Below are 16,123 nucleotides of genomic sequence, written 5' to 3'. Positions count from 1 at the left end.
AACCTTTATCAAACCCCTTGTAAGTCTACAAATCTCGAACAATCAATGTTTAGATTTTTAGCAATAGTCATTTTCACCAAAATGTACAATTGAAAAAACTTCAGTTTTCACTTTGATAAGGTACATTTTAGACAATTTTTGGTTATATGGCTCCAGAATTCTTCTTAGATTATTATTCTCACGTATCTTTCCGAAAAATAACAATTTTTCCGAAAGTTTAGTATTTGCTGTTATAATAGACATTTCTTCATTTTTCCGTTATAACAGACACTGATATACTCTCGTAATATTATTTGGGTATAATTAAAATTATAGAAGGAGGCGAAAATTATGAGAAAATTAATAGGTATACTACTATTTTCATTATCATTAATTACATTAATTGCTTGCTCTAAAAGCAACTACCAATCTTTAGATGGTGAATATTATTGGATCTCAAGTGAAAGAAACGAGTTAGCGTTTACTATTAAAGGAGAAAATGCTTCCATTGATCATGGAGAAGCAGACAGCTTTACGATTAACAAACAAAAGAATACGATCGAATTAACTGGACGAAATATTGCAAATCGAATAGAAGAATATTCATTTAAAGATGGGGTCTTTTCTGTTGATATTAGCGGAGTTAAGCATGACTACTATCTTAAAGGTAGCGAAGCGTATAAAAAGGCTCTAAATTTAGATATATCTTAGTAGTTCATTATAAAATTTAATATTAAAAAGAGACTGGGACAAAATAGTTCTCAACCACAAAAAGCTAGAGATTTCCAATTGCGGAACTCTAGCTTTTTAATTTTGAGTCGTTCTCTTATTCTGAAAGTTATACACTAAACATTTTACAGTTTATTTATATCAATTACACGTTTATATATTTTCACCTTATGCTCAAACGATTCTTTGCCACCTTCAAGGTAGTTTACAATGTGTTTTTTTATTTTATCGTCACTTGGATATCCACTTTGTTCAACCCATCCATGTTCTCCATCCGATTCCATCAAAATAACTAAATCAGACATTGCATTTGTTACTATTGTTGCGTTGTGAGTGGCTATAATAATCTGACGTTTGTTTTTAACATCTCGTAATATCTGCACTAAATTATTGTATATATATCGTGAATCTAGATTATCTTCTGGTTGGTCTATAAGTAATGGTCGATTATCATTTGTGAATTCTGAATAGGCAAGAATAAAATCAAGCATGGCAACTACCTTCTGACCTAAACTTAAACGTGTTACCTCCTTAAAAATTATTTTCTTGTTTCCATCTGTCACTTTGGAGTTGATATTAAATTCAAGATATAAATTTTCACAATTATTATAAACATCCTCTAAATATAGCTGAATTAAATTAATATTAACTTTATTCCAGAGCTCAAAAATTTCATTCAATAACATATCGTCTGCTTCTTTTAGATATACATCATCATTCAACCTACTATTTTGGGCAAATTTTTTTATTGAATATTCACCCTTGAGGTTCCTATTATTCATTAAGTCTACAAAAGTTACAAAACCACTTCTATCAAAAATCATTGAAAAATAATCGATGATTTCCCCACATGTTAAACGATATCCTTGAAACGAATTATCTAAATTTTTCCCCTCAGGGAAGAACCAAAAATAAAAATTTTCAGGTAATACAAATTTTTTTTGTTGACTATACAATATTTGTAGCTTCCCTGATTGATTATCATTGAATGGACTTATTAGTGATAATATTTTATTTTTTTGTTCTTCTAATCGCTTATCTTCATTCAGAATGAATTGGTCAATTTCGCCTGTTGAAGATATTTTACTAGAAACTTGATATTTTTTTATACTCTTTTTATCTTTAGCTATTACTTCATACAAATAATCACTTATTCTGTCATCACTAGCAATATTTACAAGTTGATTTACTGAATATCTATTATCAAACATTTGGTCTATTAAGCTTAATTTCTTTTGTTTGGAAACTTTACTAAGTTGACCACTCTCTTGAACTTCATATATTGATAGATATTGTTCTCTAATTTTCTCCGTTAAACGACTTTCATAATACCAATAACTTGGTGTAGCTTTTGTTTTAACGTCAAAAGTGTCATATATGTCTTCCTCATTCTTCTGAGTAGGTAAATTTAACTCAACCAAATATTCTTTCTTTGACATCTCATACAAAATATATACCCTTGAGTGTTGAGAGAGAAATTCAAATTTTTGTTTCGTATCTGCTTTTTGAGACAATACAAATTGAATCAAATCTAAAATCGTACTTTTTCCAGTTCCTCTTCCTCCAATTAAACAATTTAGGGATTCCGAAAATTTAATAACAAATTCTGAATTATTCTTTAGCAGGTACGAGTTACTGAGAGTTGGTACATATATTCCACGTATAGCTTTCGCCTTGCTGATTTCTGGATTCATTAGTTCAATGGATACATCATATTCTGATAAAGCTTCTCGGAGCTGTTCATAGTTTCTTTTACTAAATTTTATCCACATCGGATTAATTGAATGTTCCTCGACACAATGTGAATCATTGTCAAGAATAAATGATGGTACATTCTTTTTTAAATATTTCGTAAGATAGCTATTGATATCATCTATTTTGGCAATATTTGATACGCCTATGAATCGAGCGTAAGCCTTAGAAAAAAGTTTTTTCTTGTAAGCATTTGAAAAATGCCCCTCTTTAAATACATCTGAACTATTCATATGAGCTATGTAGGCAAAACAATCTTTATAGATAAATTTCTCCAATACTTCCAAACTCGCCTTAAAAGATCCTTCCTTGATACTCATTAGATTAAAGTTAAGCCATTTTTGAATGAAACTAGCTTTACTGTTAGGAAAAGCTACCAGCACATGCACCTTATCTGCACAAGAAATTTCCACTCCGTTTATTACTTCAATATATTCTTTACATTTATTCTGAAATAAATCAGATACTAATTTAATAGCTGTCTTTAATTTTTCTATACCTGATATAGTATTATGATCCGAGACTACAACAACCGATATATTTTCATTGTAAAGACTTTGAGCAATAGTTAAAAAGGCAACTTGTTCTTTTTCGCTACTGAATCCATTCATAAAATAGTTTTCATATAAAACCTTTTCCCCTTTAACTGTTTGAAGAAAGTCTTTTGGAAATATTTTTTGATTTCTAATCTCTTTAATATAGTCATCAATAGTTAAATTATTCCAATCATTCTCTGGCAAGTCATTCCATTTTTTAAATAATCTATAATCATGAGATTCTGGAGTATGTACATGAAACAATGTCTTACGGTAACTACCAAATTTATTTTTTTCGCCACGAATTGCCTTATATGCTCGTTCTGCTTCTAAGTTAATTTTTTTGCTCATCTATTTCCCTCCTTTAGCAGTTCTCAATATATCAATGACTTATCTAGAATATTTTTTTCTATTATTGCCTATTAACAAATTCAATATCATAGTTCACTTACAGGTCGGCAGATTCATAACACCTTGTGCATCTCTAATAAGATGCATGTAGACATCATGATTCTCTTGTTCCCTTAACAATTCCCTTGTAATTTCTTTAAAACCTTCTGAATCAAAATAGGTAGCTGGTCTAGGAGGTAAATTCCGCTCAAAATACTCCCGATTTTCTTTTTCAAAAGAATAAACATCTATGCTATTTTCTTCAGACATCAGCTCTAAACTTATCATTGTAAACCATCTCCTATCATTCTCTAAACTCAAATTTACTCATGTTCACACAAAGTGACATTTACAAAATTTAAATAGATATCTTAATTTTTTCATATAGTATCTACATTATAACACAACGTAATATGAAGAAAAATAATATCCATCAAGGTCCTCATAAATTCCAACATCTTGCTAAACAAGCAGGTTTTTCTCTTGAGGCCATTTCAGAAGCACTTACTCATAGTGACATACAAATAACGAAGACTTATGTCAATACTACTGAAAAAGTAAATCAAACAGCAGGAGAAATAGCCTTTAGAAGTCTCAAAAAGCAATAGGGTGAACTTGGGGTGAATTTTGGGGTGAACTTTAGTTTTTTGAACAAAAAAAGACATCCAAGAATAAATTCTTGAATGTCTGTAAACGTTGATATAATCGTATTGATTAACGTTTTGAGAATTGTGATGCTTTACGAGCTTTCTTAAGACCTGGTTGGAAACATTTCTATTTGAATAAGTTTCAAGATGGTCTTAAAATCAATGTTTTCCAACATTTACAGAAAACAGAATTTCATCTAATTTGAATAAATTTCAGTTGAATGGTGTGAATTTTACCCTGAAAATACACGAATTGAGCTAGATTTTACCAAAAAGTTCACACCATTTAAATTGTTATTGTTTTGTAAATTTTGTATTTATATTTTTTCAAAATCAGTTTGATGATATAATCGTATCTAGGAATCAGCTAGAATTGCTTTACAAGTATAGTCCAACTTAAATTTTCTACTTACATAAAAAATGAAAGAGCAAAACTTCATAAACATAGGTCTAATATGAATTTAAATTGTGAATTTCTTGAAAAATATCCTTTATATTCTCTAATAAATGTTCTGGATTATTATTTTTATAAATTACATGAAGATTTTTCTTGGCTCTTGAAAAAGCAACGTATAAAAGATTGCGAACTTCTTGAAATTGTGAATCAGAATCAATTGAAGTATTATATTTTTCAAAAAAATACTTACAATAATTTTCTTTTTTTGCAAATTTATCTTGTAGCACAACAACTACATTTTCAAATTCTAGCCCCTTTGAGCCATGCAATGTGTAATAGCCAATTCCTTCATTTTTCAAATTATCAAAAATATAATTATACCACTTGATAAATTGAGAAATATCTAGATTAAAAAATTCATCAACAACTGCCGTTTCTCTTTCCGATTCCTCCGAATCTTGAGAATAGTAAAAATAATCATAAGCACGATTCTTTATATTCAGTAGAATGTTGTCTGCTGTATCATCTATGGAAAATATTTTTCTTAAAATCTCTTTACCTGATATTTCTTCTTGAATATTAACGATTCTACTAAGACATTCATCGATTGTAAGTATTGATGGATTAATCTCTCTCAAATTGTCAATAAACTGTTTCAACACTGCAAAAGTTAGTGATGATTTAGACGTTGCTATAAATTGAATAACTTCCTTAACAGTTGAATTACAATCTGTTGATTTTTGAATAAAGTCTATAAAAATTAGAATTTCTCTCAAGAACCACCCCATATGTTGTAGATTTTTCTGTAGAAATTCACTGTTTACATTATCCCAGTTATTGCCACTAAATCTGGGGAACTTTTTCAGTACTGATAATAATTCATCAAATCCTCTTGCTTTAGAAATATCATCATTTTTCATAAGAAGGCAAGCAGTATTATTAATTAGTTGATTTTCCTGTAAAAAAGTATCTAAGTTAAACTCATCACCAGCGACATAAAAATTATAAGAACCATTATCAAAATCATTATATATAGACTGTTGACCAAAATTGTCATTTCTAATTTTTTCAATTAACTCGACAATCTGCTTAGAAGAACGTCGGTTAAATTTTTTTTCAATGATTTTATATTCATGTTTATTTGGAAGAATCCCCACTCCTGAACCATAAATATTTTGCAAGGAGTCACCAAAAAATCCTACTGCTAACTTTTTCCGAGAATTTGAATATTCCCTGATACTATCAATAATAGCAACAACTTTTTCATCTGTATCTTGGTACTCATCAATTAAAATATATGGATACCTATCCGAAAATAATCTCTTTAATATATCTTTATTGGTAATTATATTTTTACAGTAAAGTAATAATGTGTCATGACTAATGACATAATTTTCAAGTTTATCACGGTTTTGAACTGGATTATAAATGATTTTTTTAGATTCTTTATCTTCAATTTCCTTTAATGTTATTTCGAGTTTATACTTTTTATTAATATCCTTAACTAAACTGCTAAACTTACTAACATTACTTAAATAGGGAGAAAAGTATTTATCATGCTTTCTTATAATAGCTTTAAAATTCTCTGCAGGAGAACTAGGTGTATTGTAGAAAATTTTCATAAATTTATCATCATTAATCTTATTTTGGAAATCAACTAGATTAACACTGTTAGAAGGAGAATTTTCATTTATTTTATAATCAATAGCATGGAGTTCATCAATTATTTTATTCTTATGTTCTATAGTCAGTAACTCTTGCTGAATAGAAATAAATCCCCATAGAAATTCATGAATTGTGGAAACTATTACCGAAGAATTTTTTCCAAGTCGAGCCAGAATCTCATCTTTTGCAGCATTAGTATATGTAATACATAAGATTTTTTGATTTCTTAACTTTAAATTTTCTCCCTCACTCTTCAAAATATGTTCAATTGATTTTTGAAGTGCATAGGTCTTCCCTGCACCAGCACCAGCATCAAAACAAAAACTCTCAAAGTTATCTAAACATTCATTAATTTTTTGCTGAATATCTAACTCTAGTTGTTTATTTTCTGGACTAATCGTATATGTCATATTTTACTCCTTAAAATAACTACAAAGTGAGTTCAAACCTGATTCAATATACTGAGGTTGTTTAAGGCTGAAGTCATCATCAGTTACAGATAAATATACAATCCCAGTAGAAAACCTTGATTTTCCATCAGATAATTTAACTTGATACATATAAGATTTATCGGCTATTTCTGATGTTTCATCAATATCACCAAAATACCTCATATTAGGATGGACATATTGTAGTGCTTTAATCAAGGATTTCTTGTATTTATTTTCATCTTCGTTTCCTGCATTCGTTAAAACAACTGCTTCCTCAAAGCTAGTAGCATAATATCCATTTATTTTACCTTGCGAGAACATAGTGATGTTATTGTAATCAATAATCAATTCTTCATTGTTATTAAGCTTTTCGATTATCTTGTTATTAATCTCACCATATTTAGCTTCTTCATCTTTTAGCTCTTTTTTTATAAAATATTGCAGAGTACCATTCGTACTCAAGGAGCTCGTTGCAGCTGCATATTTACTCTCTAAATCTGATATGTTTTGTGGAATCACATCAGGATCAGGATCATCATTATCTTTTATATCAACTTTCTTTTCAGATTCAGATCTTTTTAAATCTAAATCTGTAAAAATAACAGTTTTAATTTCTAATAAGTCCAATAAACTAATAAACTGGTGAGCGTATGCTCCATCAATTCTGTAAACTTTAATATGATGCTTCTTCAATATTGGGTGTTTATCAATCTCATATCTCAGGTAAGTTTCTTCAGAAACTCCCTCAACTAAAACAACTGCATCAGCAAAGAAAATATCTGATACCTCTAGTCTTAAATATTTTTTGATATATTCATAAGCTTTTTTATCAATATTTCTACCAGATACTATTGCGTCATCACTTATGTTCTTTATGATATTATTTACACCTGCTTGACCTAGATAACTAATATTATTAAGTGTATTTCCTGATTGAATCTTACTGTTCAAAATATGTGTTGAGTGAGTCGTAATGATAATTTGAAATGTATCTAGCTGCTGTTTTTTTCCTAATAAGGTAGCGATTGCTTTTGAAATATTCTTTATAAACAGCTCCTGCATCTGGGGATGCATAAACGACTCCGGTTCTTCAATACAAAGAATATTTACTGAACCATTAATATCTTTCTTGCTGTATAATTCAATGTAGTCAACAATCTTTGCAATAATAACCATCAAGTTTGTATATCCCATACCAAACTGGCTTTCAGGTATATTATTATTTCCCTCTTGATACTCATAAATAATACTATTTGCAAAAATTTTCTCTAAAGTTACATCTGGATGTAAATTCATCTTTAAATTCTTAGTTGATTCAATGCTTGATACTGCACTCTGAAGAATATTCTTGATATTGGTATCAACCATATCCTTTACTTGATAATTAATGTCACCAACTAATTTATCAATTGTAGCTATATCATTATTTTTTATATAAGTTGAGACTATTTTATTGTAAGCTTGCGAAAGTGTCTTGTCATTTTTAACCGTATTTGCCTCTATTGTTTCTACCTTTAGCAATGAAGATAGAGAAAATTCTTTAGCAGGCTCCTCTTTTCCTATAGGATAAAAATTTAATACAAAATAATTACTGCTAAATAAACCTAAAAATTGTCGATATTGAATCTCTTTTTTATATACGATATTTTTATCTTGCTGATTATCTGTTTCTGAATTACTTTTTTTTAGTTTAATAAGCTCTTCTTTAAAAGATTTCTCATCCGCCACTTCATACTTAATATCGATAGTTACTTCCGCAATATCTTGATTTTCTTGAGTTTCTACTGTTTTTATACCACTTACAACTAATATATCTTCGAAACTTGAAATCAAATCATTTCCATCATCGATTCCTAATATCAACTGAAACTCTAGTTTAGGAAAATAAGATTGATCAATACTTTCTATCTCTTCTTCAGATTTATTGTCAATATTTTCGTGATACCAATCTGATAATATTTTTAAATTAAAATCGGTATATTTAAAAACACTACGACTACCTGACTTACTATTTTGTAGTGTATTCAATAATTTGACAATTGTACTTTTACCAGAATTATTTTTACCTACAATTAATGACGAACTTTTTGATATATACTCTTCTGTTATATTTATTTTCTCTGTTTCATCTTCATCTTCTGGAATTTCCGGCCATTTGCTATGAGCGAAGTTAATTACCTGAACTTCTTCGCCATATTTTCTATAATTTTTTATTGATAAACTTTTTAAATACATAAAAATTCTCTCCTATTTTGGAGTTCTCATACCCAGCTCTCTCAACCGTTCCTGTCCCATCTTCAACATCTCTTCCTCCACCTTACTCCATTTTCCAAATAGGCATTCGTGTAGATGTTCTGCTGCTGAGATTTGATCTACTTCCGAATCATAAACACACGATTGATCTCTTTGATAAATTTGAATTTGATTAAAAATTTTGTCATTTTCTAACTCTCGTAAGTTATCAACTAAATATTCTACAATTCCATCATGGTGCTCTTTGGGAGTCGCTCTCGCTTGATTAGGATCTATGGCGTAGAGCTCCTCATAACGTATCAAGGTACTGAGATAAGATAATTCTGGCTTGGTCGCAATCAGTGCAAGTGAGACTTGATATCCTCTAGTTGCCAATAATTGGGCCGTTTTTCGGGGAACTTCTGTTGTTCTCAAGGTACCCTCGATTAACAAATGATAACCTTTTTTACTCAACTCATCTACAAGATATTCAACCATTTGTCCCGCGAATACTTTGGTATAATCCACGCTATCTTTGCCATACTTTTCCTGTAGACCAAGGTAGTTCGGATGAAAAGAGCGATAACTATCCCCATCAATGATAATGATATTACCTTGAAATTCCCTTTGTTTAATACGATGAATCGTTGTTTTCCCAGCACCACTCTGTCCACCGAGCAAAATAGCCTTAGGATGAGATGAGGTTGTTTTTCCACGAGTTAAAGAACGGATAAGCCGTTTGGAGGCTTGTTCAAAATTATCTTGACTAAATTCTTCTAGTTTCATTAAGCCACCACCAGATGACTAGCTTGTTCTAGCATACGTTCAATACCATCCAAATAGCCATTAAATCGCTCTATATCCTCAAAAGTTGAAACAAGATAAATCCTCGTATTAATCAAATCAGACAAATCATCGCTCATTAGAACCCAAGGATTAGAAGTATCATCAAATGCAATTCCTTGTTCATCTTGAAAACGATAAAGTTGCGCTAAGATATTCGCCCCTCGTTCTTTAATCACTTCAATTTTCAGAGTTAATTGATAATCTTCTACTGGTGTGAGCATTTTTTCCTCCCCTACGATATCGATATACGAAACATTAAATTTCTTGCAGATACGATCTATTAATTCTGTCGAAACTCGACTTGTCCCATTTTCGTAACGACTCAGACTATTTCTAGAGATACCAACAATCTTTGCAAACTCAGGCTGGGTTAATTTATGTGTTTTACGTAACGTTTTTATATTTTCTCCAATCATGTAACTCCTCCTTTTATTTATTTCTATTATAGCACAAAAAATAAAAACGCACCAAAAATGGTGCGTTTTTATTTAAACTAGATTCACAATTGTATAATCTTCGCTTTGCAGTAATTCCAAGACTTTTTTTACAAATTGCATTGACAGTAATCCCTCAATCTTAAGATTTAATTAAAATGGGATACAATCCCTATACTGCCGTTTCAATTATTAGACAAGCTAAGCAAATTATGGTACAAAAGGGGTATGCCTTTTATAATAATCGACGTTTAGGGCATGTTCCTATTGTTGCTGTTGAAGAAATTCTGGGTGTTTCACTTCACAAGGAGGAATAATGCCACAAAATCAACAGAAAACTAAATTTCCTGGAGTCTATACTGACAAAGACGGAAAATTTTTTATTCAAACCGAATTTGGTAGAGATAGAGTTACAGGGAAACGTGTACGAAAGAAATCAAGGGTAGATCAACACGGAAATCCATTTAATTCGGCAGCAGATGCAAATAAGGAATTAACCCGACTGAAATATGAATATCATCAATCCCAAGGTTATTCAAACTATCGCATGAAGTATAGGCAATTTATGGAAGAACATTATATTCCATATTACAGAACAACAGTTGAGCACAGCACATTTTCAGTTCGAGAGAAAAATCTTTTACAGCTTTGTGAGCGTTTTGGTGACACCACACTTCGTTCTATAACACTTGAGCAAGTCCAGATGTTTCGTACATGGTTACTAACTAGTAAAGATGAGGGTGGTGCCGGGTATTCTCAAGGATATGCTAGCCTTATCTTTGGCATGTTTAGGAAATCATTGGACTATGCTTTGCAAATGGGATATGTAGAAAAAAATATTTCTAAGCAATCTAATGCAATTCCTAAAGGGAAAAGCAATATCCCATATTGGACTAAAAGCGAATTTGAAGCTGTTATTTCGCAAATTTACATTGAAGATGTATATGAACATTTAAACTTTGTGATGATTTGGGTATATTTCATGACTGGCGTACGTGTAAATGAAGGCTGTGCCCTTCAATGGAATGATGTTGACTTTGACAAGCAACGCCTACGAGTTCATCATATGCTTATTGTTAAAAACAAAAAAGAATGGACTCGTAATTCCTACACAAAAACCAATGACGGGAAAAGGATGATTAGTTTAGATAAAGATACAATTGATGTGTTAAAAAAATGGCGTGAAGCTCAAAAAAAGATTGGATTAGGACACGAGAACGATTTTATCTTTTCATACGATGGCTTACCTATGCTGAAGTCTACAATCTCAAGGATTATTAAAAGGTACGCCAAGATTGCTCACGTAAAACCTATCCAAGCAAAGGGTCTCCGCCACAGCCATGCATCACTGTTAATTAATGAATTAAATGTTTCTGTACTTATTCTATCAAAACGTTTAGGACACTCTTCTCCTGAAATCACCTTGAAACACTACTCACATCTATGGGATGGTGCTGATGAAGTTATAACTAATGAAATGGTAGGAATTATTAATGTTTCTTTTCCATCTTCTAGCTTAGTACATTTCAACGGGAACCAATCAATTTCAAAATAACATTCCCACCAAAAACCCCACCAAAAACCCCACCAAAGAATTACTAACTCCTCAAAAAGCCTATTATATAGAGATTTACAAGGAGTCTGCAACCGTTGAGTGGGAGTAAGAAATACGCAAAAACCAGCTAGATTTTAGCTGGTTTTTTTATTTATATTTTTAAAGACAGTCTTATTGACCTAGTAACCCTTTAAAGAAATTGACGATTGCATTCCAGATATTGCTAAAGAAATTACCGCCATCTTCAAGAAGTCCGTTTGCGTCAAAGTTAAGATTGATATTATTGAATGTGTCACCGGCCTTTGAAACAATACTGTTTTTTAAGTCGGTGAGTGTTTTTGTGAAATCAGAATTTGTAATGACTCCGCTATTTGAAAGATTGACAGCAAAGTTAATAATCAGATTGATTTGGTCAGCTGTGACTGAACTACTGAGACCGTAGTTTTTCAGTGTTTCTTCAACGATTTTACGGACATCAGCTTCTGTCAAGTTGCTGTTATTCTTTTTAGCATTGGCAACAGCTGTTTTTATATCTGTCAGAGCCACATTCAGCTTATCAGCATCGTAACCTTCCTTACCTTGGTTCTCAGCGTTGATATTTGAAAGTGCGGCTAATTCTTCCTGAGCCAGATCTTTATTTTCCTGAGGAACGCTCGCTCCATTTTCCTCCAGCGAGTAATAAATACCAGCTAGGGCACTTTCTCCAGTTACAGGGATAGGTGCTGCTACTGTAATTTCTGCATGCTGTACGCCCAAGGTAACTGCTGCATTGCGATACATATCCTCTGTAACCTTAGTGATGTTTTGTGGTGTAACAATCTTGACTTGAAGCGGCTTCTTATTGCCCAACTTCTTAATCTTAACAGAAGAATATAGCTGCAAACTAGGATCATTTGCTACATTCATAATCTTTGAATAGACATCAGGTGTCATTGTTTTCAGAGGTTTAGAATCACTCGATGCATTGTAGCCTAAGAGCTGAAGTGTTTGCTCTTTTTGGCTGTCATCCAAGGAATAGCCCAAGACATACTCAGGCTGAACATAGGTTTCGTCAATGACTTTTTGAACGTTAGTATCAGCAGTTGCTGTGGATACGGTAAAGAGCGTAGCTAGAAAAGCTCCTGCCGTTAGTAATGTTTTCTTAAATTTCATTTTACTCCTCAATCTATCTCTAAACAATAAGGTTTTAGAGAAGCTTCGATTATAATCAGCGGATTGCGCTGTCACATTAAATTAGGAAAGGAAAACTTTCCATAGAACAAAATAGTATAAAATGCTTAAAGTTTTCTTATAGACGAAGAATAGCCTGCATTTCTTAAAATTATTTTCCCCAAAGAAAATAAATCAATAATCGATCTACTTCTGGATTTTCATGCAGCTGGCTATGCTGAGCCAGAGGCCCAGTCACTCGTTTTTCCTGATAGGACTTGGCATTGTCAATTACAAGATACTTAAGACTGCGAGAAGAAACGTTTAAGACGGAACCATCCGATTCATTTTTAAAATCTCCATAGATATTAAGCACATCCACTTGATCTTGCGGATAAATTTCGCGCAAGCCCAGAAGTTTTTGATAGCTATCACTCATGGCGCTAGGCTGCCCTGTATGGTTGTCTAGAATGGTCAAATTAGCTGGTAGATCCCTACCCTCCAAACCATTGACATGATTGGCGATATTTACCTGTTTTTGTAATTGTGGAAATTCTTCATTTTGAGCATGCTCTAATAAGTAAAATAAAATAGCCATATTTCCCATAGAATGTGCGACAAAATTTATCTTTTTAAAACCATATCTTGCTTGCAACTCTCTAACAACTGCTGCCACATACTCTCCATCCTGAGCATAATTGGCATTTCGATTGTTCTCGAACTCAACCATGACAATTGGATTAATGGCATCTTTCGGAATATCTCCTTTAAGAGTTACTTGAGCGTGACGATCAACTGTAGCTGTGATGATGGTTTGAGTAACTCCAGCTTGTCTGGCTGCCTCTACCATATGCTTTTCAGCATTAGCACTTGAGCCATAACCATGGAAAAATAAGGTCGGAGTCCTTGACTGAATATAGTTACTACTATTTAACTCTCTTGTTTGTAGCTTGGACCCTAGAAATAAAGTGACAAGAGCAATAAACAGAAAAGTTGAGAGTGCGATGATAAATCGTTTATTCATTTTTCACCTCCTATCCTCTATAGATTAGTATTATAACATTTCTGGTATTTGTAAACAAACAAAGGAATTATATTCATTTTAAATCATACCGCGCTATTTAAATTGAATTTATATAATCATAAGTACGTTTTATAACGAATCTATTAAGTTGCTGTGCTACTTTGTTCTATTTAAAACAAAATATGATTGATTTGCGGGACTTCCAGCTTATGCAAGCTTGTCGTCATACCTTCTCTTATAAAGCTTTTTGGCTTTTTGCGTGTACTGCCTGATGAAATCAGTTTTAGCTGCCGTATAAGCATCACGATTGTGCTCGTACTTTTTCCATAAGATTAATTTCAACTGCTCGTAGTCTTTGGCGACAGCTGGATGGTCTTGCAGATAGTCTCGGAAATAGAGTTCATCATGGTCTCCATGGTAGCGCAGATGCAAGTGGAAAACGCGCTCCGCAAAACCTTGCAGTGTATAGCCCTTGTTAAAAGACATGCGACCTTCTGACTCTGACATAAGCAGGTAGCCCTGCTCCAGCAATTCGCTCTTAATGCTCTCCATATCTTCACTTCGAGGAATTTCTAAAAGAATATCAATAATCGGCTTAGCCCATATTCCTTCAATAGACGTGGAACCAATATGATGCATTCTATACAACTGATTTGCTGGCAAAAAACTTTGTATTCTCCTGCTTTCCTCCACATACCAAGCTGACCAGTCCTTATTGTGCTCCTCTAAGAAAATTGGGAACAGCTGCCATAATTCTTCTAAAGACATATCTTCTAAGTTTTCGGCCACGTGCCTTCTCCTTTCTTTATAGAAAATAAGAATTAAAGTAAAGACTGGGAATCATATCCCAGCCCCAGTTTTTATTACCAATAAAGCAAGCCATAAGTCAGTAAAACGCTGATCATGCTAAATAGTGAGCCAATCAGATAGTATTCAGCAAAAGACTGGCTTTCAGAAATTTTATTATAACGAGCAATAGACTTAGCCGTGAAGACTAGACCAATCGCTGTAAATTGCCCGAAAATAAGAGACAGTCCCATAATTAAGCGCTCCAAAATCCCAATCATGGCCCCCGCCCCCGCAATAGTCTCTCCGCTGTCTTCCCCTGCCTGATACTTGCTGAAGAAAAGTTTAAAGAGAATATTGACTGGCTTGCCAGTGAGGGCAAAGAAAAAGAGAGCCTGCAGCATGAGATAGCGCTCAGACAGCCAATTAGGAGCAGGAATTTACTGCTGTCCTAAGAGGAAATAAAGAGCTAAAATACTCATCAGATGCAAGATCTGATTCAATAAAAAGGCAGACTTTTGAGCATGGCGACGGACGATCAAAGAATTCAGCCTATACTTCAAGAAATCAATAAGCGCATGGCTGAGCCAGACCAAGGCGAAAAACAAGAGACGCTGAGGTAAGAGCAAACCTAAGAATAACAAGGGCAACAGAACAATCACCAAATGGAGAATCAAAAAATTCATCCGCCGGCTTTTGAGGTCGGCCATTTTCTGACTTTGAAGCTGAAAATCAGCTAGCACATGAGCCAGCAAAGTCAAAATAAGAATCGGATTCTGCATGAAAAATTCTGAAAATCCCATGAAATTTGTCATTGTTCAGCCTCCTTTGCTGCCTGTAAAATCATTTTCATAGCTAAACGGCGATTTCTCAGATAGACCTTCAGTCCAGACGACTTGAGCCGCTTACTAAGCGCACTGGGACTAATCTGCAGCAGCTCTGCCATTTCCCCGTGAGAAAAATTTTCATCATAGATATATTCCATGAGCATCCGCTCGAGTACCTCTCTCTGGCTAGCATTCCACTTGCTCTGGATAAAGGACGCAGCCGCCAGCACTGTATTAACTGCCTGACTGAGCTCGTCATCGCCTAAGGATACCGCCAAGCGACTGCTGCCATAATCATTTTTCTCATGGACTGCGTTAATAGCTGCGCGTGCCCTCCAGTAGGCTGGACCGTCAGAACCAATACTTTGCTCGCGATTGATCTCGGTCACAATCTCACCCAGACCAAGGCCAAAGCGAATCGGGTGAGGAAAGCCTAAGGCAATCTGATCAATGAGCCGCATGACTTCAGGATTAGGGCGCAACAAAGCTTGAAACTCATCTCCAGTCGTAATGGTAAAAGGCGACACCAGATAATCCTGATAATCCTGATTTAGCACCGCCATCATGTCCTGCAGGTCCTTCTGGGCCTGCTTACGATTTTTTAGCTGTTTGGATCCTATTAAATCTCCAATAAGAGCAATATAAAGCATAGCTGATCAAACCTCCTTTAAGTCCATTATAACGGAAAATTATTAAAATGTCTATTAGAACGGAAAGTTTTGTAAATATCTATTAGAACAGAAA

Annotated in this window: 13 protein-coding genes and 2 pseudogenes; 4 read left to right on the top strand and 11 right to left on the bottom strand. The window is 33.2% G+C overall.

All coding sequences use genetic code 11. The features are described from left to right. Positions 1–330 precede the first annotated feature (330 nt). On the top strand, positions 331–690 hold the full coding sequence (locus PAN94_RS03220) for a hypothetical protein (protein WP_285874585.1): 360 nt from the start codon (positions 331–333) through the stop codon (positions 688–690). Positions 691–833: 143 nt separating this feature from the next. On the opposite strand, the gene PAN94_RS03215 is transcribed toward PAN94_RS03220, so the two are convergent. Continuing rightward, positions 834–3,347, bottom strand: coding sequence for a Spaf_1101 family AAA-like ATPase (locus PAN94_RS03215; protein ID WP_285874583.1), 2,514 nt, complete (start codon positions 3,345–3,347; stop codon positions 834–836). A 114-nt stretch (positions 3,348–3,461) separates the two neighbouring features. Next, positions 3,462–3,674 (bottom strand): annotated as a pseudogene (locus PAN94_RS03210) (GNAT family N-acetyltransferase); the annotation flags it as partial. Between the two features lie 125 nt (positions 3,675–3,799). Between PAN94_RS03210 and PAN94_RS03205 the strand changes: the two are divergent. Next, positions 3,800–3,994 (top strand): integrase, encoded by a 195-nt coding sequence (locus PAN94_RS03205; RefSeq protein ID WP_075227838.1) that lies wholly within the window; start codon positions 3,800–3,802, stop codon positions 3,992–3,994. A gap of 489 nt (positions 3,995–4,483) precedes the next feature. Here the strand turns inward: PAN94_RS03205 and PAN94_RS03200 are convergent, their stop codons facing one another. From PAN94_RS03200 to pezA, 4 genes are read right to left on the bottom strand one after another with little or no spacing between them, the layout of a single operon-like run. Next, on the bottom strand, positions 4,484–6,505 hold the full coding sequence (locus PAN94_RS03200; RefSeq protein WP_285874582.1) for a UvrD-helicase domain-containing protein: 2,022 nt from the start codon (positions 6,503–6,505) through the stop codon (positions 4,484–4,486). 3 nt (positions 6,506–6,508) lie between these two features. After that, complete coding sequence (locus PAN94_RS03195; protein WP_254736036.1) at positions 6,509–8,761, bottom strand: AAA family ATPase; 2,253 nt, start codon at positions 8,759–8,761, stop codon at positions 6,509–6,511. A 12-nt stretch (positions 8,762–8,773) separates the two neighbouring features. Next, positions 8,774–9,544, bottom strand: a complete 771-nt coding sequence (gene pezT, locus PAN94_RS03190) for a type II toxin-antitoxin system toxin PezT (protein ID WP_254736035.1) — start codon at positions 9,542–9,544, stop codon at positions 8,774–8,776. Continuing rightward, positions 9,544–10,020 (bottom strand): type II toxin-antitoxin system antitoxin PezA, encoded by a 477-nt coding sequence (gene pezA / locus PAN94_RS03185; RefSeq protein ID WP_225750124.1) that lies wholly within the window; start codon positions 10,018–10,020, stop codon positions 9,544–9,546. Before pezA ends, pezT begins: the two co-directional genes overlap by 1 nt. Before the next feature lie 176 nt (positions 10,021–10,196). On the opposite strand from pezA, the gene PAN94_RS03180 reads away from it, so the two are divergent. Continuing rightward, the gene (locus PAN94_RS03180) at positions 10,197–10,355 is read left to right on the top strand and encodes a DUF3173 family protein (protein ID WP_285874580.1); all 159 of its coding nucleotides are present in this window, start codon (positions 10,197–10,199) and stop codon (positions 10,353–10,355) included. Then, complete coding sequence (locus tag PAN94_RS03175; RefSeq protein ID WP_285874579.1) at positions 10,355–11,593, top strand: tyrosine-type recombinase/integrase; 1,239 nt, start codon at positions 10,355–10,357, stop codon at positions 11,591–11,593. The genes PAN94_RS03180 and PAN94_RS03175 overlap by 1 nt, the downstream gene beginning before the upstream one ends. 171 nt (positions 11,594–11,764) lie before the next feature. Here the strand turns inward: PAN94_RS03175 and PAN94_RS03170 are convergent, their stop codons facing one another. From PAN94_RS03170 to PAN94_RS03150, 5 genes and pseudogenes are all read right to left on the bottom strand, one after another. After that, positions 11,765–12,745 (bottom strand): DUF1002 domain-containing protein, encoded by a 981-nt coding sequence (locus tag PAN94_RS03170; protein ID WP_285874578.1) that lies wholly within the window; start codon positions 12,743–12,745, stop codon positions 11,765–11,767. A 169-nt stretch (positions 12,746–12,914) separates the two neighbouring features. Beyond that, positions 12,915–13,766, bottom strand: coding sequence for an alpha/beta hydrolase (locus tag PAN94_RS03165; protein ID WP_285874577.1), 852 nt, complete (start codon positions 13,764–13,766; stop codon positions 12,915–12,917). A gap of 207 nt (positions 13,767–13,973) precedes the next feature. Next, positions 13,974–14,534 (bottom strand): GrpB family protein, encoded by a 561-nt coding sequence (locus tag PAN94_RS03160; RefSeq protein WP_502963012.1) that lies wholly within the window; start codon positions 14,532–14,534, stop codon positions 13,974–13,976. A gap of 95 nt (positions 14,535–14,629) precedes the next feature. Then, a pseudogene (locus PAN94_RS03155) lies at positions 14,630–15,367 on the bottom strand (DUF3307 domain-containing protein). Next, complete coding sequence (locus tag PAN94_RS03150; RefSeq protein WP_285874574.1) at positions 15,364–16,029, bottom strand: SatD family protein; 666 nt, start codon at positions 16,027–16,029, stop codon at positions 15,364–15,366. The pseudogene PAN94_RS03155 and the gene PAN94_RS03150 overlap by 4 nt, the downstream one beginning before the upstream one ends. Positions 16,030–16,123 lie beyond the last annotated feature (94 nt).

The sequence above is a fragment of the Streptococcus sp. SC1 genome, from assembly GCF_030272855.1.
Lineage (GTDB): Bacteria > Bacillota > Bacilli > Lactobacillales > Streptococcaceae > Streptococcus.
The sequence above is the reverse complement of the archived record's forward strand: the minus strand, read 5'-3'. Positions and strand labels throughout refer to the sequence as shown.

Excerpts from the sequence above, each read along its gene's own strand:
- PAN94_RS03220 (WP_285874585.1), top strand. The coding sequence starts at position 331 with ATGAGAAAATTAATAGGTATACTACTATTTTCATTATCATTAATTACA.
- PAN94_RS03215 (WP_285874583.1), bottom strand. The coding sequence starts at position 3,347 with ATGAGCAAAAAAATTAACTTAGAAGCAGAACGAGCATATAAGGCAATT.
- PAN94_RS03205 (WP_075227838.1), top strand. The coding sequence starts at position 3,800 with ATGAAGAAAAATAATATCCATCAAGGTCCTCATAAATTCCAACATCTT.
- PAN94_RS03200 (WP_285874582.1), bottom strand. The coding sequence starts at position 6,505 with ATGACATATACGATTAGTCCAGAAAATAAACAACTAGAGTTAGATATT.
- PAN94_RS03195 (WP_254736036.1), bottom strand. The coding sequence starts at position 8,761 with ATGTATTTAAAAAGTTTATCAATAAAAAATTATAGAAAATATGGCGAA.
- pezT (WP_254736035.1), bottom strand. The coding sequence starts at position 9,544 with ATGAAACTAGAAGAATTTAGTCAAGATAATTTTGAACAAGCCTCCAAA.
- pezA (WP_225750124.1), bottom strand. The coding sequence starts at position 10,020 with ATGATTGGAGAAAATATAAAAACGTTACGTAAAACACATAAATTAACC.
- PAN94_RS03180 (WP_285874580.1), top strand. The coding sequence starts at position 10,197 with ATGGGATACAATCCCTATACTGCCGTTTCAATTATTAGACAAGCTAAG.
- PAN94_RS03175 (WP_285874579.1), top strand. The coding sequence starts at position 10,355 with ATGCCACAAAATCAACAGAAAACTAAATTTCCTGGAGTCTATACTGAC.
- PAN94_RS03170 (WP_285874578.1), bottom strand. The coding sequence starts at position 12,745 with ATGAAATTTAAGAAAACATTACTAACGGCAGGAGCTTTTCTAGCTACG.
- PAN94_RS03165 (WP_285874577.1), bottom strand. The coding sequence starts at position 13,766 with ATGAATAAACGATTTATCATCGCACTCTCAACTTTTCTGTTTATTGCT.
- PAN94_RS03160 (WP_502963012.1), bottom strand. The coding sequence starts at position 14,534 with ATGTCTTTAGAAGAATTATGGCAGCTGTTCCCAATTTTCTTAGAGGAG.
- PAN94_RS03150 (WP_285874574.1), bottom strand. The coding sequence starts at position 16,029 with ATGCTTTATATTGCTCTTATTGGAGATTTAATAGGATCCAAACAGCTA.